This is a genomic window from Stenotrophomonas sp. SbOxS2, assembly GCF_013416715.1.
Taxonomy (GTDB): domain Bacteria; phylum Pseudomonadota; class Gammaproteobacteria; order Xanthomonadales; family Xanthomonadaceae; genus Stenotrophomonas; species Stenotrophomonas lactitubi.
The window spans coordinates 149,755-173,988 of record NZ_JAAVXD010000006.1 but is presented as its reverse complement, the minus strand read 5'-3'; the positions used below and the strand labels follow the sequence as shown (position 1 = coordinate 173,988).

Genomic DNA, 24,234 nt, shown 5'->3' with positions numbered 1-24,234 from the left:
GCGACGCACAGGCCTCGGTCAACGGATCCAGACCCCAAGCCTAAACCAGATTACGCACGATGCTGCGATGCGGAAATGGTTTCATCTGCACGTATCCGCAGCAGAAGCAGCCGAGCGTGGGCTCGGCTCTACAGACATCATCGCGCGCCATACCCTGTAGCGCCCGAGCCCGTGCTCGGGTGGCGGCGCAGCCGAACAGGCGGCCCCCGCAGCGAGGGCCGCCGTCATGCGCGTCAGCGCTTCTTCCTGGCCTTGCCCTGCTGCACCGGACCCAGGGTCTGCTCCAGCCAGCGCTCGCTCTCGGCCAGCATGGTCATGATCGATTCGCGTGCGCGGTAGGCATGCGATTCGTTCGGCAGCATCACCAGGCGGGCAGTGCCGCCCAAGCCCTTCACCGCAGCGAACATGCGCTCGCTCTGCAGCGGGAAGGTGCCCGAGTTGTTGTCGTCCACGCCATGGATGAAGAGGATCGGATCCTTGATCCGGTCGGCGTAATTGAACGGTGCCATCTTCTGGTACACGTCCTGCGCCTGCCAGTAATTGCGCTCTTCGGCCTGGAAACCAAACGGGGTCAGCGTGCGGTTGTAGGCGCCGCTGCGGGCGATGCCGGCCTTAAACAGGCGGGTATGCGCAAGCAGGTTGACGGTCATGAACGCACCGTAGGAATGGCCACCGATGGCGATGTGCTCGCGATCGGTCACGCCACGACGCACCACCTCGTCCACCGCGGCCTGCGCATTGGCGACCAGCTGTTCGATGTAGGTATCGTTGGGTTCCTTGTCGCCTTCGCCGATGATCGGCATCGACGGGCTGGCCAGCACCACATAGCCCTTGGCCAGGAACGCCTGCGGGCCCCAGTAGCTGATCGCGTTGAAGCGGTACGGCGAATCGGTCACCTGGCTGGCGGCTGCGGCGCTCTTGAACTCACCCGGGTAGGCCCACATCAGCAGCGGCCGCGGACCATCGCGCTTGGGGTCGTAGCCCGGCGGCAGCAGCAGGGTCGCGGTCAGGTCCACGCCGTCCTTGCGCTTATAGCGGATCTGCTCTTTCTGCACCCCCTTCAACTGCGGCAGCGGATGGGCGAAGTGGGTCAGTGCACGCGGTGCAGCGTTGGTGTCGGCCAGCGACTGCACGTAGAAGTTGGTCGGCTCGTCCGGGCTCTCGCGGCTGATCAGCAGCGAACTGGCCTGCGCATCCAGCAGCGTCACCGGCGCGGCGTAGGTCGGTGCCTGCGAATGGAACAGGCGGGTCGCCTTGCCGCTGGCCACGTCGAAGCGATCGACGAACGGACGGTCGCCTTCCGGCGATGCACCGGCACCGGCCAGGTACAGGCTGCCACCATCGGCGGTGGTCTGCAGCAGCGAGCGGCCGCGGTCATCGCTGGTCATCAGCGGACGCCCCGGATCGGCGTAGCGGTCCTGCGCATCGCGGTCCCACAGCAGCCTGGCATCGGCGCTGGCGTTGTCCGGTGCGATCAGCCAGGTCTTGCTGCGGCGGGTCTTCCACCACGATTCGTTGAGCAGGGCCAGGTCGCCGCGGCCCCAGCTGATGCCGGCATAACGGCTGCCGAGCTGGGCCAGGGTCACCGGCGGCGTGTCGAACGGTGCGGCCTGCATGAACACCGCATCGCGCACCTTGGCCTCCTTGTTCGGGTCGCCGCCGTCCTGCGCTTCGGCCCACACCAGGGTGGCATCGGCGTCGCCGCGCCAGCTGATGTCACGCACGCCGGTCACTTCGGCATCGTTGCCGGTCGGCAGGCCTTCCACCAGCGGACGCACCGCCACGGTGTGCACCAGCTTGCCGGTGCTGCGGTCGAGCACTTCGATGCGGCGCGGGAAACTGCTCACCGGCACCACATACGAGTACGGGCGCTGCACCGGCTGGCTGAGCACGAAGCGGCCATCGGGCGACACCGCAAAGCCCATGAAAATGCCGGCCGCACCGATGGCACGGCTCTGCCCGTCCAGGCTGACCTCCACCGGCTGGGTGGTGGCGTAGTAATCGAACTGGCGCGCGTCGGCCTCGTTCTTCAGCAGGTCCTGGTAGGTACGGATGGAGACCACGCCCCCGCCCTGGCTGGTCTGCTGCACGGCCGGGCCGGTCGGGATGCCATCTGCGGCCGGCGCGGCGCCCAGGTTGGCCGGGCGCGTGAACACCACCAACCCACGGCTGTCCGGCAACCACTGGTAGCCACTGCCCAGGACGGTGTTCAGGCCGGCGACCAGACGACGGGCACTGCCGCCGGCCACGTCCACCAGCCAAAGCTCGTTGGCACCGGTAGCGGCATCGACCTGGTTGAAGGCCAGCCACTTCTGGTCCGGCGACCACGTCAGGCTGGCAATCGACAACGAGGCTGGCAACCCGCTGATCTGCCGCTCCTTGCCGTCGGCCACGTTCATCAGCCACAGCTTCTGGCCGAAGCTGAAGCGGCTGTCGGAGAAGGTGCGCGGGTTGATGCGCAGGCCGGCAAGCTTCAGTTCCGGCTGCGCCACCACCTGGATCGAGGGCAGCGACGGCATCTGCATCAGCGCGGCCACGTCGCGGCGTGGCGACAGGTACAGCGACGGTGCCCGCGGCGCGTCGACCACCGCCTGCAGTGCGGCCGAGGGCAGCTCATAGCCGGTCACGCCCTGCGCTTGGGTCTGTGCCGCCTGCGGGGCCGCAGCCAAGGCCTGCGGGACCACCGCCAGCAGGGCCATCGACAGGACCAGGCCAGTCAAGCGCCGGTTGCGGCGTGCGTGCGTGCTCATCATTGTTCCACCTGTTCGCTGCGTGAAGCCCCCGACCTTAACAGGCCATGCACATCCGCCCATCTGCCGATGGTTGGGTCATCGCTGTGTCACAGCGGAGGCGCGATATAATGGGCATCCTCCCCTGCCGAGGGGCGCTGCGACCGGACCCCATGAGGCCGGCCAGGCTCGGCCAGGTGGCTTTGCAACAACGGCGCCCGGCCAGATGCGAGCATCCGCTCGCCCACAACCGGAGCTACTGCATGAATGCTGTTGCCAAGACCTTCTCCACCGAAGGTGATTACAAGATCCGCGATATCACCCTGGCCGACTGGGGCCGCAAGGAGCTGGACATCGCCGAGCACGAGATGCCGGGCCTGATGTCGATCCGCCGCAAGTACCAGGCCGAGCTGCCGCTGAAGGGCGTGCGCGTGACCGGTTCGCTGCACATGACCATCCAGACCGCGGTGCTGATCGAGACCCTGAAGGACATCGGCGCCGACGTGCGCTGGGCCTCGTGCAACATCTTCTCGACCCAGGACCATGCCGCTGCGGCGATCGCCGCCACCGGCACCCCCGTGTTCGCCTGGAAGGGCGAGTCGCTGGAAGAGTACTGGGACTGCACCCTGGACGCGCTGACCTTCACCCTGCCCGACGGCACCCTGACCGGTCCGGAACTGGTGGTCGACGACGGCGGTGACGTGACCCTGCTGATCCACAAGGGCTACGAGCTGGAAAACGGCAGCACCTGGGTCGACGAAAAGGCCGCCTCGCACGAAGAACAGGTCATCAAGAACCTGCTCAAGCGCGTGGCCAAGGAGCGCCCGGGTTACTGGGGTCGCGTGGTCAAGGACTGGAAGGGCGTTTCGGAAGAAACCACCACCGGCGTGCACCGCCTGTACCAGCTGGCGCAGGCCGGCACCCTGCTGATCCCGGCGATCAACGTCAACGACTCGGTCACCAAGAGCAAGTTCGACAACCTGTACGGCTGCCGCGAATCGCTGGCCGATGGCCTCAAGCGCGCGATGGACGTGATGCTGGCCGGCAAGGTCGCCGTGGTCTGCGGCTACGGTGACGTGGGCAAGGGCTGCGCCGCCTCGCTGCGTGCCTACGGTGCGCGCGTGGTGGTTACCGAGATCGACCCGATCTGCGCCCTGCAGGCGGCGATGGAAGGCTTCGAGGTCAACACCATCGAGTCGACCCTGGGCCGTGCCGACCTGTACGTCACCACCACCGGCAACAAGGACATCATCCGCATCGAGCACCTGAGCGCGATGAAGGACCAGGCCATCGTCTGCAACATCGGCCACTTCGACAACGAGATCCAGGTCGATGCGCTGGTCGCCTTCCCGGGCGTGAAGCACGTCAACATCAAGCCGCAGGTGGACAAGTACATCTTCCCGAACGGCAACGCGATCTTCCTGCTGGCCGAAGGCCGCCTGGTGAACCTGGGCTGCGCCACCGGCCACCCGAGCTTCGTGATGTCCAACTCGTTCGCCAACCAGACCCTGGCCCAGATCGACCTGTGGGCCAACAAGGGCAGCTACGAGAACAAGGTGTACCTGCTGCCGAAGAAGCTGGACGAAGAAGTGGCCCGCCTGCACCTGGAGAAGATCGGCGTGAAGCTGACCACCCTGAGCCAGGAACAGGCCGACTACATCGGCGTGCCGGTGGAAGGTCCGTTCAAGCCGGATCATTACCGCTACTGATGCCGTGCGCGGGGTCGGATCCCTTTCCGCAGGAAAGGGCTCTGGCCCCAGCAACGGATGCACACGGACGGGCGCCTTCGGGCGCCCGTTCTGCGTTCCGGCACCCGCCAGCCCGATCCGCGCGCCCTGTCACAGAGCCCTAAGAAGCCGCTTGCTACGATTTTCGACCCATGCCCCCGCCGCCCGCAGGCCATGCGCCAGGACGCAGACATCAAAGGACAGACATGCAGCGCAGCAGTGAACGTATGACCCGGGCCATCAAGCCCCTCTTGACCCTGTGCTGCGTGGCCCTGCTGGCCGCCTGCACCCCGCCTTCCGGCGATGCCCAGGCCACGACGCCTGCAGCAGCCAGCGGACAGGCCAACACCGACGGCAAGGCGGCCAGCGCCGCGGCAGCGGCCGCCGGCAGCAGCACCGCCTGCGCCGATTCGGCATCGCCGGTGCAGACCCTGATCTGCAACGACCCCGCCCTGTTGAAGCAGGAAGGCGAGCTGGCCAAGGCCGAAGCCACCGCAAGCCAGACCCTCGATGCTGCCGGCAAGGCCAAGCTGCAGGCCGAGCAACAGCGCTGGATCCAGCACACGCGCGATCTGTGCAGCGACCCGCACTGCCTGCAACAGGTATTCGCCGACCGCCTCAAGGTGCTGTCGGCCACGCGCGACGGCCTGGTCGACCAGGACGCCTGCGAAGTGCCCGACGGCCAGCAGCAGTGCGTGGACATGCTGGTGCTGCGCGACCCCAACAGCCAGCTCGCGACCTTCAACACGCTGCTGGGTGAAAACGGCCAGGAAGGCCGCCTGCTGGGCTGCACGGCGGCTACCAACATCGGCGGCGGCCAGAACGCCCAGCTTGCGGCCAACTGCACCCAGGAAACAGCCAGCGGCAAGCACAACGTGCAGCTGTGCAGCAACCAGATGGTCGGCCAGTTCGCCATCGAACCGGCGCCGGCCGCCTACGGCACCGAGGCCACCCGCCAGCTGCTCGGCTTCACCCAGCAGCACTGCGCCGGCTGATATCCGCCGGCCAGGCCCGGCTCCTTTTTCCTCATTGAAGGACGATCATCATGGCAACGGATTCCACCCTCACCCGCGAGCAGCTGTCCACGCTGTTCCTCAACACCGAGCTGGGCGGCAACACCCGCCATCTGGACCATTTCGCGTACGCCAAGGAAGGCACCAGCACCTACTCGTTCGGCCTGGTGCAGTTCGACGTCGGCGGCAACCCCCAGGCCAGGCGCTTCCTGCGCGACAACGGCTTCACCAACGGTGACATCGAACTGCTGTCCCAGCAGGGGGGGCTGAGCACGCAGCAGCTGGCCGCGCTCGACGCCAAGCTGCAGGCCATTCCGCAGGCCAACATCGATCAGCTCACCAACGCCAAGCTGGACAGCGCCATCGGGCGCGTCGACGAAGCCATCGCCAAGGTGCGTGCGACCAACCCGGCCGCCGCCGATGCCATCGTGGCAAACCCGGAACTGCAGCTGGCCATGGCCGACTATGACAACCAGTTCGGCAGCATGGGCCCGCAGTTCATCAACTATCTGTCCGGCAATGCGGAAAAGCTGCAGGGCGGTACCATCCAGGCCGGCGATCCACCCACCCGGGCCGACGTACAGACCTTCGTCGATGCAACCAAGTACGGCATCCAGTCGCCTGCGGCCGTGACCAGCCGTGATGAACGCTTCGACACGGCCATGAGCCAGCTGGGCATCGCCCAGACCCATGCCCCCTCGCACGGCTCGCCCTCCACGCCCGGTGCGCAGGCTGGTAGTGGCGTGCTGGTAAACGGCGCAAAGGGTGATGAAGTGCAGGCCATGCAGCAGAAACTGGCCGACCTCGGCTACACGGGCAAGGACGGTGCACCGCTGGTGGCCGACGGTCACTTTGGCCCAGGCACGCTGCAGGCAGTGCAGCAGTTCCAGCGCGATCATCAGCTGACGGTGGACGGCAAAGCCGGCAACGGCACCCTGGGTGCGCTGGACGCGGCAAGCCAGCAGCGTCAACAGCAGGCCGAACCTGCGGCGCCCGCAGCAGCACCGAGCATGGCCACGCCCGGGCACGCCGACAATCCGCGCTACCAGCAGGTGGTGGAGAAACTGGAAGCCCTTGAACAGCAGCGCAGCCAGGGTGGGCTGTCGCCGCTGTTCCATGACCGCAACCAACTGGAAAACGCGGCTGGACAGGTCGCCTACGAGTCCAAGGTCGTCGGCATGTCACAGGTGGACACCGTAGTGGCGCGCCCGGATGGACAGGGCGTATTCGCGGTGCAGGGCCAACTGGGTGATCCTGCAGCGCACCGCACCTACATCGACCTTGCGCAGGCGGTCGGCCAGGACCTGCCGTCCAGCACACGCCAGAGCGAAGCGTTGAACGCCGAACAGACACAAAGGCAGGCGCAGGAACAGGCACAAGCGCAGCAGCCGATGTCGCGCTGATCTGCGATGGATCGGGTGGATCCACGCATGGCGTGGATCCATCTACCGCAGGGCATCGTGGAAGTGATGAGCTTCCCGCCCCGGGATGCCGGAAAGCCGGTTCGCATCACCAGCCGATGCAGCAGTAGTCTCGGTCAAGTCAGCAGGGAAAGGCCGCGCTACGATTCCCCCATGACCCCGGCCATCAACCTGCTCAAGCGCGAGAAGATCGCCCATACCGTGCACAGCTACGTGCACGACGCCCATGCCGAATCCTACGGCGGCGAAGCCGTCGAAAAGCTGGGCCTGGACCCTGCACAGGTATTCAAGACGCTGCTGGCCAGCACCGAAACCCACGAACTGCTGGTAGCGATCGTGCCGGTGGCCGGCCAGCTCGACCTGAAAGCACTGGCCGAAGCCGCCGGCTGCAAGAAATGCGAGATGGCCGCCGTCGATGCCGCGCAGCGCGCAACCGGCTATCTGGTCGGTGGCATCAGTCCGCTGGGGCAGAAGAAGCGCCTTCGCAGCTTCCTTGATGCCAGCGCGCAGACGCTGCCGCAGTTGCATGTCAGCGCGGGGCGGCGTGGACTGGAAGTCGAGCTGGCACCCGCCGACCTGCTGCGCCTGACCGGCGGCCATTACGCCGCGATCGGCAGGCCCCGCTGATGCGCTGGCCATGGTCCGCATCGCCGCCACCGCGGCTGGATGATCCGCAGGCTGACGTGCTGCTGCAGGATCTGCTGTCGCGCGATGCCAGTCGTATCCATGCCGCCAGCAGCCGCCTGGCTCGGTTGTTCAGCGCCGCTACGCTTGATGCACTGGCGCCACATGCCGAACGGATCGAGCAGGCCTGCCAGGGCATGCAGCTCGGCGGTGCGCTGGTGAGCAACGACGTGCACCTGAAAGCCGCACTGCGCTGCCTGCGCTATTGGCGCGAACGCAGCGGCTGCCTGTGCGCGCTGTATCCAGATTATCTGTTCTTCGACCCACGCCGTCTGATTGAACAGGGGCATGTGCAGCTGCTGCAACTGGGCGTGGCCGAGGACGGCTGGGGTGACCGGCATCGAGTGGCCTGCACAAACTGCAGCCAGCAATGGGACGCCACTGACCGCGAGTACCACTACCCTTGGTGGGAGTGGATCGTGGTCGCCGATGATTGAAGCCACGCATGGCGTGGCTCCGCCGCGAAGGTGGGTCTACGCCAAGCTGGTTGCGCCGGTTCCGGTTACGGATGCCAAACAGGCGCATCCATCATTCGTTGAGGGCGAAGGTCACCGGCACTTCCATCACACTCATGGCGGGCAGTGCAGGCTGTTGCACGTCGCGTTGCATGGTCCACGAGCGGACCCCCTTGGCCGCTGCCGTGTCCAGCACCGCGTGACCGCTGGACACGCGTACTACCGCTGCAACAACCCGGCCGTTCTCGTTCACCAGCGCCCTCAGACGCACTTTGCCCTGCAACCCGTCACGGACAGCCGTAGCCGGATATTCCGGAATGCCGGGCTTCCAGTTGCCGCTGGCGGCAGGGAACAACGTGGTCTTGGACGACAGCGGACAACGTGCAGGCAAACGCAGCTCCAGAGAGAGCGGCTGCGCAGATGGCTGCGGTTCCACGGCGGCCTTGCATGCGGCCATCGACACCGCTTCCAGCATGCGTTGCTGGCGCGCCAATGCGTCCGCATCAACAGCCACGACGTGCAGTGTGCAGCGCCCTTGCTGGACACGTGCCTGCAGCGCGGTGACGCCCACATCCTGGATGGATGTCGCGTCCGTCAATCCACCGCATGCCGCGGCAGCATCGTAACGCTGGGCCGAACCGTCGAATGAACCCAGCAAGGCGCCCAGTGCCAACGCCCACGGCATCCACGTCCTGATCATCATTGCTTCCTGCTGTGATGGAGGCTGCATCGTATCGCGCGGCATCCGGCGCGAATTCACATCCCGACGCGCTGTCGATGCCACGCATGGCGTGGCACTACCTGGCGGCCTCGCACTGCGCTTGGCGACGTTGCGTTCTCACGGCCGCCAGTTGGCGTTGCTCTCCCAGAATGCCACCGCACGCTGGTACGCCTCGCGGTCCAGCGGCACGCCCGAACCACCTTCCTCCACACCCAGCGCATTGCGCATCATCGTGATCGGTGCCATCGGCACTTCTTCCGGTTCGGCGGTGTAGATGCAGCCGACGATGCCCCAGTCCGCCGCAATCGGCGATCCCTCCTTCGCCAGCTGCTCGGCGCTGTACAGGATCACCACCAGGTAGTTGGCACGCGGCGATTCCACGCCCTCGAACCAGCGCACCAGCACCGGCAGTTCCTCGCGGTTGCGCGCTTCGTAGCCGCTGCGCAGCTGGTGGCGGTTGGCCTCGGTGATCGGCACCGTCAGGCAGCGCGTGCTGGTCCAGTTCTCGTACACGAACAGTTTGCAGAACGGCGCGTAGCCATCGAGCATCTTCAACGGCGGATGCGCGTTCAGATGCGCCTCGAACTGCTCGGCGCTGCAGTCCTGGATGGTGTTGCCGCGCGGCACGCGGGGGAACAGGCGGGGGCGGGCGAAATCGGTGAGGACGATGGACATGGCGAACCACGGACTGGAACAGACCGTCAGGGTAACGGGTCGGACGGCAGTGCGTCTGCCAAACACGCTCTCTGCCCGCATTGGTTCCACCACATCAGCACTCAAGAAATTCCAGCGCATGCCGCCATGACTTCGGTGGCTGGAAAATCAGCTGCAAGTTCGATGACATCAATTTCAGGACGAAATCCTCATGGCAACCCATAAAGTACATTTCACCCTGCCTTCCCGCGAACTGGGTAAGGCTGATGTGTCATTCGCCGTCCGCAAGGATGACGACAAGTTCGGCGAGCTCAAGGTGTCCAACGGGTCTGCGGTATGGTTTCGCGCCGATGGAAAAAAAGGCTATCGACTCAGCTGGAGCAAGCTCGATGCGCTGTTTGCCGAGCATGGCAACAAGGTCGAAAAGCGCTGAGAGTCACGCCAGCTGGTGACTTGGGTGGCCTGTGGTGAAAGCCATAGGCCATTCCATACGGAGCGGATCGTGGCCCCCCCGCGGGCCGAGACCACCATTTGCACATCCATCTCGATGGAGAGATATACTACTAAGCACCCGCCGCTGCCGCCCGTGCCATGACCGCCATCAGCTTCGAGTTCTATCCGCCCAAGACCGACGAACAGCGCACCCAGCTGGACCGTGCCGCGGCCAAGCTGAAGGCGTATGCCCCCGAGTACGTGTCCTGTACCTTCGGCGCCGGTGGCTCGACCCTCAGCTACACCTCCGAGACCGTGCGCCATCTCAACCAGCACCACGGCTTCGAGGCGGCCCCGCATCTGTCCTGCGTGGGCGGCACCCGCCAGGAGATCCGCGAGCTGCTCAAGCTGTACCGCGCCATCGGCTGCCGGCGTCTGGTCGCGCTGCGCGGTGACCTGCCGTCGGGCATGGGCTTCCCTGGTGACATGCGTTACGCCTCCGAACTGATCGCCTTCATCCGCGCCGAACACGGTGATGCCTTCCGCATCGAAGTGGGCGCGTATCCGGAAACGCATCCGCAGGCGCAGGACGCCCTGCTCGACCTGAAGCACTTCAAGGCCAAGATCGACGCGGGCGCTGATGCGGCGATCACCCAATATTTCTTCAACCCCGATGCCTACTTCCACTTCGTCGACGAAGTGCAGCGGCTTGGCGTGCAGGTGCCGATCACCCCGGGCATCATGCCGATCTCCAACTTCAGCCAGCTGCGCCGCTTCTCCGAACAGTGCGGTGCGGAGATCCCGCGCTGGATCAGCCGCAAGATGCAGGCCTACGGTGACGATGCCGAATCGGTGCGCGCCTTCGGCGCCGAAGTGGTAGCCAAGCTGTGCCAACGCCTGATCGAAGGGGGCGCACCGGGCCTGCATTTCTACACGTTGAACCTGGCCAAGCCGACGGTCTCGGTACTGACGTTGCTGCGCGGCTGAAAAGTACGCTGCGTTATCGCAATCGGCGCTACGCTGCGTCGATGAAGCTCGTCCTCTCCCTGTTGCTGCTCCTGCTGCTGCCCGGCGTCTGCGCCGTCGCACAGGCGCAACCCACGCGCTTGAATCGCTGCACCGATCCGCAGGGACAAAGTGTCTACACCGACCGCCCCTGCGACAGCCTGGGTGCGCAGTCCCGGCGTCCGCCGCCGGCGCCTTCCGGCAACACCCTGCAGCGCGACAGCCTCGGCAGCAGCTGCCCACGTCGGCTGAGTGAATTGGTGCAGGCGTTGCACACGGCGGTCGCCATCGGTGATGTGAACCGGCTTTCTTCGCTGTACCTGTGGGGCGCGGTGTCCGATGCGGGCGCTCAGCGGATTCTTGGCCAGCTGGAATCGGTGGTGCGGCGGCCGCTGGTGGACGTGGTGCCGGTGTATCCGCGGCAGGATATGGATGAAGGTGCGGGCACTGCTGCGCAGGTACCGGAATTGGAATCGGAACCGACGGCGCGGCGCCATCCGGTCGGGTTGCGGTTGGAGCAGACCCTGCCGGGCAGCGCCACGCGCGCGGCGACCGTGCTTGGGCTGCGGCGGCAATATGGGTGTTTCTGGATTACGTTGTGAGCGGTGCTGCGGAACCGCCATCCACGCATGGCGTGGATCTACTGGTCCCTGCGTGGTTTGGATCTGCTCATCCACGCATGGCGTGGATCTACTCGTCCCTGTATGGCGTCGGATCGGTACCCGTGCAGGGCATCAGGCCGGCCACAGTCCGCGGATGGCGGCGATACCCTGCCCGCCATGACGGCGGGCCTCGATCACGTGCTGGGGCGTCATGCCGCCGAGCGCGTAGATCGGCAGCGAGACCTGCGCGCGCATCGCGGCGAAGGCTTCCCACCCCAACGGCACTGCATCGGGATGGCTCGCAGTAGCCTGCACCGGGCCCAGCACAGCGAAGTCGCAGCCCAACCGTTGCGCGTGCAACAGCTGCTCAAGATCATGGCAGGAGGCGGCCACCAGTTGCCCGGCCGGCAGCGGCCGTTCCTGCAGTGACTGCAGCTGCTCGCTTCCCAGGTGCACGCCGACGCCGAGGGTGCGTGCCAGCTCGATATCGCGGTTGAGCAGCCACTGCACACCGCGCCGATGCGCGCGCACGGCCTGCTCGATCATGCCCTGCCGCTGCGGATGCTCGGCCGGCAGGCGCAGCTGGATGCGTTGCTGACCCGATGCGACCGCCTGCTGCAGCTGGCCGTGCCAGCGCTGCAGGGCACCCTCATCCGTGTCCGGCGCTGGGGTGATCAGGTAGCAGTCCGGCTGCCGCAGCACAGCCACCACCGGCAGGTCGGCCGGCGGCATGGAATAGCGGGCCAGCTTGTCCGGCGCCACCCAGGTGATGGCCTGGCCCTCGCGTCCACGCGGGCTGCCCTTCCAGCTGCGTACGTGCCGCACCTCCAGGATCAGGTCCTTGTCCGGGTAGCGCTGCGGCACGTCCATGATCCACTCGCCCACCTCGGCCTCGATGCCCAGCTCCTCGTGCAGTTCACGCGCCAGCGCCTGTTCGGAGGTCTCACCGGGCTCGCGCTTGCCGCCCGGGAATTCCCAGAGGCCGGCCATGTCGCGGCTTTCGGTACGTCGGTTGAGCAGGATGCGGCCGCGGGCGTCAGTGATGACGGCGGCTACGACGTGGATCGATCGTTTCGGGGAAGGCATGGGGGGAGCATGCCGAAAACCGGGGCACCGGCGCAATCGCCGAACGCTTCAAGGCCCATAACAGGAAAGCCCCGCTTTCGCGGGGCTCTCCGGGGGTCAGCTCAGCTGGCCGTGGCAGTGCTTGTACTTCTTGCCGCTGCCGCACGGGCACGGATCGTTGCGACCGATCTTCGGCTCGTCACGCTGCAGCTGGGCGGCCTCGACCTGCGCCGCTTCCTCATCGGCACTGTAGCCGCCTGCGTCCTGGTGCTGGAACTGCGACTGCTTCAGGCGGGCTTCCACCTGCTGGCGCTCGGCCGCTTCCAGTGCCTGCACTTCCTCGTCGCTGCGGATGCGCACGCGGGCCAGCAGGGTCACCACTTCGCGCTTGACGTTCTCCAGCATGTCCGAGAACAGCTCGAAGGCTTCCTTCTTGTATTCCTGCTTCGGCTGCTTCTGCGCATAACCGCGCAGGTAGATGCCCTGGCGCAGGTAATCCATGCGGGCCAGGTGCTCCTTCCAGCTCTGGTCGAGCACGGTCAGCATCACGTGCTTCTCCAGCGCGCGCATGGTCTCTTCGCCCACACCCGCTTCCTTCTCGGCGAAGTGCTGGTTGATGCGTTCCTGCACCTTGGCGGTGATGCCTTCGGCGTCCAGTTCCTCGTGCGACTTGACCAGATCGGTCAGCGACATGTCCACGCCGAAGTCCGACTGCAGGGTGGCTTCCAGGCCACGCAGGTCCCACTGCTCGTCCACCGAGTTCGGCGGCACGAAGCGGGCGACGATGTCGAAGATCACGTCGTCGCGGATGCCATCGACGTTGTCCTTCACCGACTCGGCGTCAAGCAGTTCGTCGCGCTGGGCGTAGATCACCTTGCGCTGGTCGTTGTTGACGTCGTCGAAATCCAGCAGGTTCTTGCGGATGTCGAAGTTGTGGGCCTCGACCTTGCGCTGCGCCTTTTCAATCTGGCGGCTGACAAGGCGGTCCTCGATGACGTCGTCTTCCTTCATGCCCATCATGCGCATGGCCTTCTGCACCCAGTCGGAGGCGAAGATGCGCATCAGGTTGTCTTCCAGCGACAGGTAGAAACGGGACGAACCCGGGTCACCCTGGCGGCCCGAACGGCCACGCAGCTGGTTGTCGATACGACGCGATTCGTGGCGCTCGGTACCAACGATGTGCAGGCCGCCCGCCGCCTTGACCGCGTCATGGCGCTTCTGCCACTCGGCCTTGATCGCCGCCTTCTGCTCGTCGGTCGCGCCTTCGCCCAGCTCGTGGATTTCCGCTTCCAGCGAACCACCCAGCACGATGTCGGTACCACGACCTGCCATGTTGGTGGCGATGGTCACGGCGGCCGGACGACCAGCGTTGGCGACGATGGTCGCTTCGCGGTCATGCTGCTTGGCGTTGAGCACTTCGTGCTTCACACCCGCCTTGCGCAGGTGCTCGGACAGCATTTCCGAGGTTTCGATCGAGGTGGTACCCACCAGCACCGGCTGGCCGCGCTTGGCGCATTCTTCGATGTCGGCCAGCACCGCATTGAACTTGCCCTTGCGGTTGAGGAACACCTGGTCCGGGCTGTCCTTGCGGATGGTCGGACGGTTGGTCGGGATCACCACCACTTCCAGGCCGTAGATGCTCTGGAATTCGAACGCTTCGGTATCGGCCGTACCGGTCATGCCGGACAGCTTCTTGTACATGCGGAACAGGTTCTGGAAGGTGATGCTGGCCAGCGTCTGGTTCTCGCGCTGGACCGGCACCCCTTCCTTCGCTTCCACCGCCTGGTGCAGGCCATCGGACCAGCGGCGGCCAGCCAGGGTACGGCCGGTGAATTCGTCGACGATGACCACTTCGCCATCGCGCACGATGTAGTCCACATCACGCTGGTAGATGGCGTGCGCGCGCAGGGCGGCGTTGAGGTGGTGGACCACGGTCAGGTTCTGCGCCGCGTACAGGCCTTCGGTCTCGGCATCGAGGATGCCGGCGTCGACCAGCAGCTGCTCGGCGTGCTCCATGCCCGCTTCGGACAGGTGCACCTGCTTGCCCTTCTCATCGACCCAGAAGTCGCCCTCACCGTCTTCCGCTTCCTGCTTGACCAGGTTCGGCACGATACGGTTGACGCGGATGTACAGCTCCGGGGAATCGTCGGCCGGGCCGGAGATGATCAGCGGGGTGCGCGCTTCGTCGATCAGGATGGAGTCGACTTCGTCGACGATGGCGTAGTGCAGGCCGCGCTGGTAGCGGTCAGCCTTGGACAGCGCCATGTTGTCGCGCAGGTAGTCGAAACCGAATTCGTTGTTGGTGCCGTAGGTGATGTCCGAACCATAGGCTTCACGCTTGTCGCTGTGCGGCATGCCCGGGTAGACCACGCCCACGCTCAGGCCCAGCCAGTTGTACAGCTTGCCCATCTGCGCGGCATCGCGGCGGGCCAGGTAGTCGTTCACGGTGACCACGTGCACGCCCTTGCCTTCCAGCGCGTTGAGGTACACCGGCAGGGTCGCCACCAGGGTCTTGCCTTCACCGGTGCGCATTTCTGCGATCTTGCCCAGGTGAAGCACCATGCCGCCGATCAGCTGCACGTCGTAGTGGCGCATGCCCAGCACGCGGCGACCGGCCTCGCGGCAGACCGCGAAGGCTTCCGGCAACACCTTGTCCAGGGCTTCACCACCGGCGATGCGCTGCTTGAACTCCGGCGTCTTGGCCTGCAGCTGCTCGTCGGAAAGCTTCTCGATCTCCGGCTCCAGCGCATTGATCTTGGCGACGATGCGGTTGAGCTGGCGCAGCTGTCGTTCATTACGACTGCCAAATACGCGGGTAAGCAGGCTGTTGATCATTGAAGGAACCGGGTTGGATGGGAATGCCGCACGGCTCCGGGAGGATCCGTCCGCCGCAAACGAAACAGGGCGCCTGGCGCCCTGTCGATGGCAACACCCATTGTAGCTTGGGATGGGCGGCAGGGGTTTCAACCCTGTGGCGGCAATGGCATCCGAACATTCCCGGTAGTGCCGGCCGCTGGCCGGCAATCCGCGATGCTGCCGAAGATCATGAGGTTGCCGGCCAGCGGCCGGCACTACCGCCCCCGGAGTACGGGGGCAGCGCCATGGGCGCGGGGGCGTGGGTCTACCGCATCAACCGCGGGTGATGCGCCCGACCGGGGTATTGCCGCCATCGCCGAGGAACTTGCGCGGGTTGACCACGTTGCCGTTCTCCCACACCTCGAAGTGCACGTGGGCGCCGGTCGAACGACCGGTGGAACCGGCCTTGGCCACTTCCTGGCCAGCGCGGACGAGGTCGCCGACCTTCACCACCAGGCGCGAATTGTGCGCGTAGCGGGTGACGTAGCCATTGCCGTGGTCGACGTCGACCACGTTGCCGTAGCCGCCCTTGACCCCGGAGAAGCTGACCACGCCATCGGCCACGGCCATCACCGGGTCACCGACGCGGGCGTGGAAGTCCATGCCCTTGTGGGTGGCAGCACCGCGACCGAACGGGTCAGCGCGGGTACCGAAGCCGGAAGTGACATAGCTGTTGCGGATCGGCATGCGCGAGGGCACGGCGTTCTGCTGCAGCTGGTGGTCGAACATCAGCGATTCCATCACCGACAACTGGCGGCCTGAAGCAGCGAAGCGCTGCTCCAGCACCTGTAAGTCGGCGTTGACGTCCTTCACCGGGATGTCGGCGGTCGGGCCGCCGGCATCGCCGTCACCGAGGCCGGGGGTCTCGTTGAAGTCGAATTCGCCGTCTTCCAGCTTGCCCATCTGGGTCAGCCGCTCGCCCAGGGCGTTCAGGCGGGTGGCCTGTGCCTGCAGCTCGCCGAGGCGGGCGGCCAGCGCGTTGACCTGGGTCTGCGCATCGCGCTGGACCTTGGCCAGCTCGGCCTCCTGGCGGTCGACCTTGGCCTGCAGGCGCGAATCATTGAGCGCACTGGCGCCAATGCCGCCGGCAAGGCCGATAATGCAACCTGCGCCGAGCACGCTGCCCAGCAGGGCTCGGGGGCGGTCCTCGAAGTAGAACCGCAAACGCGTGAGCGCCGATTTGGCCTGTCCTTCACGCGTTTTGATTACGATCTTTTTGAATGCCATCAGTGAGTTTTCATGTCTGAGCCGAAATCCAGCGTTCGTCCCGCATCCAGACCGAAACCGGCCCTGGATGTAGTGATGGCGGACAAAAGCGGGAACCCGCTGCGGCGTGCCCTATGGCTCGACGCGCTGGACCGTCAGTTGCGCCCCCAGTTGCCGCCACCTCTGCGCAGCCGTTGCCGGCTGGCCAATGTGGACGGGGAACACCTCGTTTTTCTCGTCGAGTCCCCGGTCTGGCATGCCAAGTTGCGGCTTGCCGAAGCCCAGTTGCTCGACGCGGCCCGGTCCATCGGGCTGAAGGCCACCAAGGTGACCGTCAAGACTGCGTCTCCCACTCCCACGCGCTCCCCAGCGCTCGACAACCGGAATGGACCCCACGCAGTTTCAGCCGCCACGCACAAAGGGCTACGCGACGCCTTGGCAGCTCTGCAGGACCTTCCTTCGAAACCGAAGCGGGAAACCTGAAAGCAGCGGAGCGTCCTGCTCCACTCCCCGTCGCGCGTGTCACCGCAGCGTGAAACATTTCGGGGGCCGGGTCGCATCCTAGCTGGCCCCGGTGGGGCAGTCGTTAGATTGTTGTTAAAACAACGTTAAATTCAGGCTTCCGATCCAACAGGTTCACAAAACCGTGACCTCGTCCCGGCCGTCGCGTCACCCACTGCGCCAGTGCCTCAAGGAACGTCGGAAACGCAAACGCCGCCCTGGAAGGCGGCGTTTTTTCTTTTAACTTCAACAACTTGTGTAATCAGGCGTAGGCCGGCGTGGCGTACACCACCGGGTCCGGCACCGCCGGCGAGTCGTAGGTGACCCATTCCCAGGCGGTGGCATCGGCCATCAGCGCCCGCACCAGCTTGTTGTTGAGCGCGTGGCCGGACTTGAAGCCCTCGTACGCACCCAGCACCTGGCCGCCGGCCAGATAGAGGTCGCCGATCGCATCGAGGATCTTGTGGCGCACGAATTCGTCGGCGTAGCGCAGGCCGTCTTCGTTGAGCACGCGGAACTCATCGAGCACGATGGCGTTGTCCATCGAACCGCCGAGGCCGAGATTGCGCTCGCGCATGTATTCCAGATCGCGCATGAAGCCGAAGGTGCGCGCGCGGGAGATTTCCTTGGTGTAGGCCATCGTCGAGAACTCGATTTCCTGGCGCGACTGCTTGGCCGGGATCATCGGGTGGTCGAACTGGATGGTGAAGCCCAGCTTGTACCCCTCGTACGGGGTAAAGCGGGCCATCTTGTCGCCCTCGGTCACTTCCACGGTCTTCAGCACGCGGATGAAGCGCTTGGGCGCATCCTGTTCCACGATGCCTGCCGACTGTAGCAGGAACACGAACGGGCCGGACGAACCGTCCATGATCGGCAGCTCGGCCGAGGACAGTTCGACGATGATGTTGTCCACACCCAGGCCGGCCAGGGCCGACATCAGGTGTTCGACGGTCTGGATCTTGGCGTCGTTGCAGGTCAGGCCGGTGCACAGGGTCACTTCGGTGACCAGTTCGGCCTTCGCAGGTACTTCCACCACCGGGTCCAGGTCCACGCGCCGGAACACGATGCCATGGTTGACCGGCGCCGGACGCAGGGTCATGTAGACCTTGTCACCGCTGTGCAGGCCTACGCCGGTGGCGCGGATCGTGTTCTTGAGGGTGCGTTGCTGGATCATGGGGGACGACCGGAAGTGACACATTAGATTAACACGCAGGGTCCCCTACCCCGACTGAAACGCCGGCAGGACACACCGGCGCGCCGGTAGGACGCGCGTGAAGCAGGGCGGCCGGGCCCATCCTAGCCCGGCGCCCGCGTTTTCAGGACATGGTGGCGCAACCCGGGGGGGACAAGCCCCGGGCAGCGTCGATCAGTCCGCCTGGCGGCGCAGGAACGCCGGGATGTCCAGGTAATCGTTCGGCAGTTCCGCAGCAGCCGGGGCCGAGGAGGCCGGAGCCGACGGGGTGGAAGCCGCCACGCTGTCGCTGCTGGCCCGACGCAGGCCCAGGCCCATGCCACCGACGGCCTTGGACACCGCATCGCCGCCGTTGTCGAACTCGCCGAACTCCGGCTGGCCGGTGGTGGCGTTGCGGACCAGCTTGATCGGTGCACGCTCGCCCGGACGCTGGGTCTTGCTGGCCGAGACGCGGTTCAGACCCGTGGCGACCACGGTCACGCGCACTTCGTCCTGCATGTCCGGATCGAGCACGGTACCCACCACCACGGTCGCGTCTTCCGAAGCGAAGCCGTCGATGGTGCGGCCGATCTCGTCGAACTCGGCCATGGTGAAGTCGGCACCGGCGGTGATGTTGACCAGGATGCCGTTGGCACCGGCCAGGTTCACATCGTCCAGCAGCGGGTTCTGGATGGCCGACTCGGCTGCGGCCTGCGCGCGGTCATCGCCGCGGGCGGTACCGGTACCCATCATCGCCAGGCCCATTTCGGACATGACGGTGCGCACGTCGGCGAAGTCGACGTTGATCAGGCCCGGACGCACGATCAGGTCGGCGATGCCCTGCACGGCGCCCTGCAGCACGTCGTTGGCGGCACGGAAGGCCTGGATCATGGTCGCGTTGCGACCCAGCACGGTGATCAGCTTCTCGTTGGGGATGGTGATCAGCGAGTCGCAGTGCTGGCTCAGTTCTTCGATGCCCTTCAGCGCGACCTGCATGCGGCGACGGCCTTCGAACGGGAACGGCTTGGTGACCACGGCCACGGTCAGGATGCCCATTTCCTTGGCCAGCTGTGCCACCACCGGCGCAGCGCCGGTACCGGTGCCACCGCCCATGCCAGCGGTGATGAACACCATGTCCGCACCCTGCAGCGCGTCCATGATGCGCTCACGGTCTTCCAGCGCAGCCTGGCGGCCGACTTCCGGATTCGCGCCTGCGCCCAGGCCCTTGGTGACATTGGTACCCAGCTGCAGCTGCAGCTTGGCACCACAATTCTTGATGGCCTGCGAATCGGTGTTGGCGGTGATGAATTCCACGCCGTCCACTGCCGAGTTGACCATGTGCGCCACGGCATTGCCGCCGCCGCCGCCCACGCCAACAACCTTGATCACCGCATTGGGTGCCATCTTTTCGATCAGTTCAAAATGCGCCATGTCCGTGTCCTCGTTGTATCCGCTTTCGATTGCATGGGCCTTCGGGCGTCCTGCCTTCGTGCTGCATGCCGTCGTTGCGGCTGTGTGGGTTATGTGTTGCCGGTGTTGCGTCGTGTTGCCGGTGTTGCAACCGGGCGAGCCCGGGTGGTGCAGGCTCCGCGTCAGAATTCGCCGCGGAACCAGGTCTTGAGTTTCTTGAACATGCTTCCAGCGCGACCGGTCGGCAGCGACGGCCGGCGCGGATGCTCGATCTGGCTGCCCATCAGCAGCAGGCCCACGCCGGTGGCGTGCACCGGGTTGCCCACCACTTCGCCCAGCCCGGTGACGTGCTGCGGGATGCCCACGCGCACCGGCATCTGCAGCATTTCCTCGGCCAGTTCGACCACGCCTTCCATCTTCGAGGCACCACCGGTCAGCACCATGCCGGCGCGCACCAGTTCCTCGAAGCCGGAGCGGCGCAGTTCGGCCTGCACCATTTCGAAGATTTCTTCGTAGCGGCCCTGCACGGCCTGCGCCAGCGCGTGGCGCGGCATGCGGCGCGGCGGACGATCACCGACCGACGGCACCTGGATGCTTTCCTCGGCGGTGGCCAGCTGGGCCAGGGCACACGCGTAGCGCACCTTGATCTGCTCGGCTTCCGGGGTCGGCGTGCGCAGCATGTGCGCGATGTCGTTGGTCACGTGGTCGCCGGCGATCGGCAGCGAGGCGGTGTGGCAGATCGCACCCTGCACGAACACCGCGATGTCGGTGGTGCCGGCGCCCATGTCGACCAGCACCACGCCCAGCTCGCGCTCGTCGGCGGTCAGCACCGCCACGCTGGAGGCCAGCGAAGACAGCACCAGGTCGTCCACCTGCAGGCCGCAGCGCTGCACGCACTTGCTGATGTTGGCGGCGGCCGACTGCGCGCACACCACCAGGTGCGCATGCACTTCCAGGCGCACGCCGGTCATGCCGACGGGGTTGCGGATGCCTTCCTGCGAATCGTCCAGCACGTACTCGCGCGGGATCGCATGCAGGATCTTCTGGTCGGCCGGAATCGCCACCGCCTTGGCCGCATCGAGCACGCGATCCAGGTCGCCCCAGGTCACTTCGCCGTCGCGGATCGGCACGATGCCGGGCGAGTTCTTGCACTGCACGTGGTTGCCGGAGATGGAGGCATACACCGAGCGGATCTCGCAGCCGGCCATCAGCTCGGCTTCTTCAACCGCACGCTGGATCGACTGCACGGTCGATTCGATATCCACCACCACGCCGCGCTTGAGGCCGCGCGACTCGTGCGAGCCGATGCCGATCACCTCGATCGGGTTGCCCGGCGAATACTCGCCCACCAGCGCCACCACCTTGGAGGTGCCGATATCCAGGCCGACGATCAGCGATTTGTCACCCTTGCGATTCATGTTCTTTCCTGCGTCCTTCGTGCCGGGGTGCCCGGTGCATTGGCGGGGGCGGCCGGAGTGCCCCAGCTCAGCGTGAAACCATTGGTATATCGGAGGTCGGCGCGCTCGATCGGCGCGGCCTGGTTGGCCAGCTGCGGCAGCACGCGCACGAAGCGCTGCAGGCGCGAACGCGCGTCATCGCGGCCGACCACCACTTCAGTGCCGTTGCTCAGCAGCAGCGACCAGCTGCCGCGCGCGTCCATGGTCAGCCGGCGCACATCGACGCCAGCCGGCGCGAACAGTGCGCGCGAATCGTTGTAGAGCTTGACCACTTCTTCGGTCTGGCTGTCCGGGCCATCCAGCTCAGGCAGCTGCAGGTCGGCCAGCTTCTTCGGCGTGGGGAACAGCTTGCCCTGCTCGGACAGCAGGCGACCTTCACCCCAGCGCGCGAACGGCTTGTGCTCGACCAGCGTCACTTCCAGCACGTCCGGCCACTGCTTGCGCACCTGCGCGCTTTCCACCCACGGCAGTTTTTCCAGCGCGTCCTGCGCGTCCTGCAGCTTCACCGCGAAGAAACCGGCATGTGCATACGGCAGCAGCACCTGCTGCAGCTGTTCCGGCGGCACCCGCTTGAACTCACCGTGCACGCGCAGCTTCGCCAGCGGCCAGCGCTCGGCGCCGACCCAGCCATTGACCACGGCCACCACCGGCAGTGCAACCACCGACAGTGCCAACAGCCAGACGAAGATGCGCAGCACCGCGTTCATGCGTGCGATGCCTCCAGGGTCTGTTCCAGCACGCGCCACACCAGCTCTTCGAAGCTGATGCCGGCCTGCCCGGCCGCCTTGGGCACCAGCGAGTGGCTGGTCATGCCCGGCGCGGTGTTCACTTCCAGCAGGAAGAAGCGGCCGCTGGCGCGATCACGCATCACATCCACGCGACCCCAGCCACGGCAACCCGCGGCGCGGAAGGCCGCCAGCGCGATGCGGCGGATCTCTTCTTCGTCATCACCATCCAGGCCCGGGCACAGGTACTGGGTGTCTTCGGCGATGTACTTGGCGTTGTAGTCGTACCACTGGCCCTTGGGCACGATGCGGATCGACGGCAGCGCGACATCACCCAGGATGGCCACGGTCAGTTCATCGCCGACCACCATCTGTTCCATCAGCAGCTGGCCGTCGTAGCGCGCGGCCAGGGCCACCGCTTCGTCCAGGCCGGCGTCGTCGGTGACCCGGCTGATGCCCACGCTGGAGCCTTCGTTGGCCGGCTTGACCACCACCGGCAGGCCGAGCTCGGCGGCCAGCGCGTGCACCGTGGAGGCATCGACCTTCCGATACTGCGGGGTCGGCAGGCCCAGCGACAGCCACACCTGCTTGGTGCGGATCTTGTCCATGCTCAACGCCGAGCCCAGCACGTTGGAACCGGTGTAGGGCACGCCGAAGGCGTCCATCAGGCCCTGCACGATGCCGTCCTCACCACCGCCGTTGTGGCCGTGCAGGATGTTGAACACGCGATCGATGCCGCCGGCCGCCAGCGCCTTGGCCAGCGCCGGAATGCCATCGATGGCGACCGCATCGACGCCGCGCGATTGCAGCGCTTCCAGTACGTTGCGGCCCGAATCCAGCGACACTTCGCGTTCACTGGAGCTGCCCCCGAGCAGCACCGCGACGCGGCCGAACACGGCCGGGTCGGTGCTGCGCAGCGACGGGAAGGTCAGCGTGCTCACGCCTCGCCCTCCGCCTTGAAACCTTCCACTGCAATGTGGCTGGCGACGGCGCCGATGTCGCCGGCCCCCATCATCAGCAGCAGATCACCGTCCTGCAGCACGTCCGGCAGCACGGTGGCGAGTTCGGACGCCTTGCCGACCACCACCGGCTCGCTGCGGCCACGCGCACGGATGGCGCGGGCCAGCGCGTGCGAATCAGCACCGGCGATCGGCTCTTCGCCGGCCGGATAGACCTCGCTCAGCACCAGCGCATCGACGCTCGACAGCACCGCTGCGAACTTGTCGAACTGATCGCGGGTACGGCTGTAACGGTGCGGCTGGAAGGCCACCACCAGGCGCTTGTCGGCCCAGCCACCACGCGCGGCGGCGAACACCGCTTCCAGCTCGCTCGGATGGTGACCGTAGTCGTCGATGATGCGGACCTTTGCACCAGTGGCGGTGGTCACTTCGCCCAGATCGTTGAAGCGGCGACCGACGCCAGCGAAGCTGGCCAGCGCCCGCGCGATCGTGTCCGGAGACACACCCAGCTGCCAACCCACCGCCGCAGCGGCCAGCGCATTGAGCACGTTGTGCTTGCCCGGCAGCGCCAGCACCACTTCCTGGCTGGTGCCCTGCGGCAAGCGCAGGGTGAAGCGCATGCGCGAACCTTCCTGCACCACGTTCTCGGCGCGCACGTCGGCCTGCGGGCTCATGCCGTAGCTCATCACGTGGCGCGGAGTCTTGGCGGCCAGTGCGGCCACTTCCGGGTCGTCGATGCACAGCACCGCCAGGCCGTAGAACGGCAGGCGCTGCAGGAACTCGGCGAACGCCGCCTGCACGCGGGCGAAGTCGTTGCCGTAGTTCTCCAGATGATCGGAATCAATGTTGGTGATGATCGACATCAACGGATTCAGGCGCAGGAAGCTGCCATCGCTCTCGTCAGCCTCGGCCACCAGCCACTGGCCTCCGCCGAGCTTGGCGTTGGCACCTGCCGCCAGCAGCTGGCCACCGATCACGAAGGTCGGGTCCAGCCCGCCTTCGCTCAGCACCGCAGCGGTCAGGCTGGTGGTGGTGGTCTTGCCATGGGTACCGGCCACGGCGATGCCGCGGCGGAAGCGCATCAGTTCGGCCAGCATCGCCGCGCGCGGCATGATCGGAATGCGCTGGCTGCGCGCCTCCATCAGCTCCGGGTTGTCTTCGCGGATCGCGCTGGAGACCACCACGCAGTCCGTACCCAGCACGTTGGCAGCGGAATGGCCGCGCATGATGCGCGCGCCCAGGCCGGCCAGGCGACGGGTCGCGGCGTTGTCGGCGTTGTCCGAACCGGACACTTCATAGCCCAGCGTCAGCATCACTTCGGCGATGCCGCTCATGCCGGTGCCACCGATGCCGACGAAATGCACGCGCGGGAACGCGCGCACCAGATCGTTGGTGTCATGCAGGCGGCGGATCATGCGCGGCCTCGCGCAGGGCAGGCGCT

At 66.1% G+C, this 24,234-nt stretch carries 20 protein-coding genes, 1 pseudogene and 1 riboswitch; of the genes and pseudogenes, 9 read left to right on the top strand and 12 right to left on the bottom strand.

The genetic code is table 11. The features are described from left to right. Positions 1-233 precede the first annotated feature (233 nt). Entirely contained in the window at positions 234-2,750 is a 2,517-nt protein-coding gene (locus tag HFK18_RS14270) for a prolyl oligopeptidase family serine peptidase (RefSeq protein ID WP_180166766.1), read from the bottom strand. Positions 2,751-2,873: 123 nt separating this feature from the next. Further along, a riboswitch (S-adenosyl-L-homocysteine riboswitch) is annotated at positions 2,874-2,956 on the top strand. A 36-nt stretch (positions 2,957-2,992) separates the two neighbouring features. Between HFK18_RS14270 and ahcY the strand changes: the two genes are divergently transcribed. The 5 genes from ahcY to HFK18_RS14245 all read left to right on the top strand — a co-directional run bounded on the left by ahcY (position 2,993) and on the right by HFK18_RS14245 (position 8,011). Next, on the top strand, positions 2,993-4,438 hold the full coding sequence (ahcY, locus tag HFK18_RS14265; protein WP_180166765.1) for an adenosylhomocysteinase: 1,446 nt from the start codon (positions 2,993-2,995) through the stop codon (positions 4,436-4,438). 245 nt (positions 4,439-4,683) lie between these two features. After that, positions 4,684-5,451: a lysozyme inhibitor LprI family protein gene (locus tag HFK18_RS14260; protein ID WP_257216243.1), complete on the top strand. Its 768-nt coding sequence runs from the start codon at positions 4,684-4,686 to the stop codon at positions 5,449-5,451. Positions 5,452-5,501: 50 nt separating this feature from the next. Beyond that, positions 5,502-6,872, top strand: coding sequence for a peptidoglycan-binding domain-containing protein (locus tag HFK18_RS14255; protein ID WP_180166763.1), 1,371 nt, complete (start codon positions 5,502-5,504; stop codon positions 6,870-6,872). Between the two features lie 171 nt (positions 6,873-7,043). Beyond that, positions 7,044-7,517 carry a Cys-tRNA(Pro) deacylase gene (gene ybaK / locus HFK18_RS14250; protein ID WP_100551579.1) on the top strand — a complete coding sequence of 158 codons (474 nt, stop codon included), beginning with the start codon at positions 7,044-7,046 and terminating at the stop codon, positions 7,515-7,517. Next, a complete protein-coding gene (locus HFK18_RS14245) occupies positions 7,517-8,011 on the top strand; it encodes a hypothetical protein (protein WP_180166762.1) in 495 nt (164 codons plus the stop codon). Before ybaK ends, HFK18_RS14245 begins: the two co-directional genes overlap by 1 nt. A 91-nt stretch (positions 8,012-8,102) precedes the next feature. Here the strand turns inward: HFK18_RS14245 and HFK18_RS14240 are convergent, their stop codons facing one another. Both HFK18_RS14240 and HFK18_RS14235 read right to left on the bottom strand, forming a co-directional pair. Beyond that, positions 8,103-8,729 (bottom strand): TonB family protein, encoded by a 627-nt coding sequence (locus HFK18_RS14240; protein WP_180166761.1) that lies wholly within the window; start codon positions 8,727-8,729, stop codon positions 8,103-8,105. Between the two features lie 138 nt (positions 8,730-8,867). Beyond that, complete coding sequence (locus HFK18_RS14235) at positions 8,868-9,425, bottom strand: DUF3228 family protein (RefSeq protein WP_180166760.1); 558 nt, start codon at positions 9,423-9,425, stop codon at positions 8,868-8,870. 190 nt (positions 9,426-9,615) lie between these two features. Here HFK18_RS14235 and HFK18_RS14230 point away from each other — a divergent pair, with 190 nt between their 5' ends. The 3 genes from HFK18_RS14230 (at position 9,616) to HFK18_RS14220 (ending at position 11,443) form a co-directional block, all read left to right on the top strand. Beyond that, on the top strand, positions 9,616-9,837 hold the full coding sequence (locus tag HFK18_RS14230; RefSeq protein WP_105163456.1) for a hypothetical protein: 222 nt from the start codon (positions 9,616-9,618) through the stop codon (positions 9,835-9,837). A gap of 158 nt (positions 9,838-9,995) precedes the next feature. Next, entirely contained in the window at positions 9,996-10,823 is an 828-nt protein-coding gene (gene metF, locus HFK18_RS14225) for a methylenetetrahydrofolate reductase [NAD(P)H] (protein WP_089238795.1), read from the top strand. A 41-nt stretch (positions 10,824-10,864) separates the two neighbouring features. Beyond that, positions 10,865-11,443: a DUF4124 domain-containing protein gene (locus HFK18_RS14220; protein ID WP_180166759.1), complete on the top strand. Its 579-nt coding sequence runs from the start codon at positions 10,865-10,867 to the stop codon at positions 11,441-11,443. Between the two features lie 132 nt (positions 11,444-11,575). Here the strand turns inward: HFK18_RS14220 and HFK18_RS14215 are convergent, their stop codons facing one another. The 3 genes from HFK18_RS14215 to HFK18_RS14205 all read right to left on the bottom strand — a co-directional run bounded on the left by HFK18_RS14215 (position 11,576) and on the right by HFK18_RS14205 (position 16,591). Continuing rightward, entirely contained in the window at positions 11,576-12,529 is a 954-nt protein-coding gene (locus tag HFK18_RS14215; RefSeq protein ID WP_180166758.1) for a Nudix family hydrolase, read from the bottom strand. 96 nt (positions 12,530-12,625) lie between these two features. Beyond that, the gene (gene secA / locus HFK18_RS14210; RefSeq protein WP_180166757.1) at positions 12,626-15,343 is read right to left on the bottom strand and encodes a preprotein translocase subunit SecA; all 2,718 of its coding nucleotides are present in this window, start codon (positions 15,341-15,343) and stop codon (positions 12,626-12,628) included. 294 nt (positions 15,344-15,637) lie between these two features. Continuing rightward, positions 15,638-16,591, bottom strand: a complete 954-nt coding sequence (locus tag HFK18_RS14205; protein WP_099820294.1) for a M23 family metallopeptidase — start codon at positions 16,589-16,591, stop codon at positions 15,638-15,640. 12 nt (positions 16,592-16,603) lie between these two features. Between HFK18_RS14205 and HFK18_RS14200 the strand changes: the two genes are divergently transcribed. Continuing rightward, positions 16,604-17,053: a DUF721 domain-containing protein gene (locus tag HFK18_RS14200; RefSeq protein ID WP_162292002.1), complete on the top strand. Its 450-nt coding sequence runs from the start codon at positions 16,604-16,606 to the stop codon at positions 17,051-17,053. Between the two features lie 280 nt (positions 17,054-17,333). On the opposite strand, the gene lpxC is transcribed toward HFK18_RS14200, so the two are convergent. The 6 genes and pseudogenes from lpxC to murC all read right to left on the bottom strand — a co-directional run bounded on the left by lpxC (position 17,334) and on the right by murC (position 24,208). Then, positions 17,334-18,245 (bottom strand): UDP-3-O-acyl-N-acetylglucosamine deacetylase, encoded by a 912-nt coding sequence (lpxC, locus tag HFK18_RS14195; protein ID WP_025876575.1) that lies wholly within the window; start codon positions 18,243-18,245, stop codon positions 17,334-17,336. Between the two features lie 192 nt (positions 18,246-18,437). Beyond that, complete coding sequence (ftsZ, locus tag HFK18_RS14190; protein ID WP_025876577.1) at positions 18,438-19,673, bottom strand: cell division protein FtsZ; 1,236 nt, start codon at positions 19,671-19,673, stop codon at positions 18,438-18,440. Positions 19,674-19,834: 161 nt separating this feature from the next. Then, a complete protein-coding gene (gene ftsA / locus HFK18_RS14185; protein ID WP_025876580.1) occupies positions 19,835-21,070 on the bottom strand; it encodes a cell division protein FtsA in 1,236 nt (411 codons plus the stop codon). A gap of 68 nt (positions 21,071-21,138) precedes the next feature. Further along, positions 21,139-21,816: pseudogene (locus HFK18_RS14180) on the bottom strand (cell division protein FtsQ/DivIB); the annotation flags it as partial. Continuing rightward, positions 21,813-22,775 (bottom strand): D-alanine--D-alanine ligase, encoded by a 963-nt coding sequence (locus HFK18_RS14175; RefSeq protein ID WP_180166756.1) that lies wholly within the window; start codon positions 22,773-22,775, stop codon positions 21,813-21,815. The gene HFK18_RS14175 and the pseudogene HFK18_RS14180, both read right to left, overlap by 4 nt. After that, a complete protein-coding gene (gene murC, locus HFK18_RS14170) occupies positions 22,772-24,208 on the bottom strand; it encodes a UDP-N-acetylmuramate--L-alanine ligase (protein WP_089238777.1) in 1,437 nt (478 codons plus the stop codon). Before murC ends, HFK18_RS14175 begins: the two co-directional genes overlap by 4 nt. Positions 24,209-24,234: the final 26 nt, after the last annotated feature.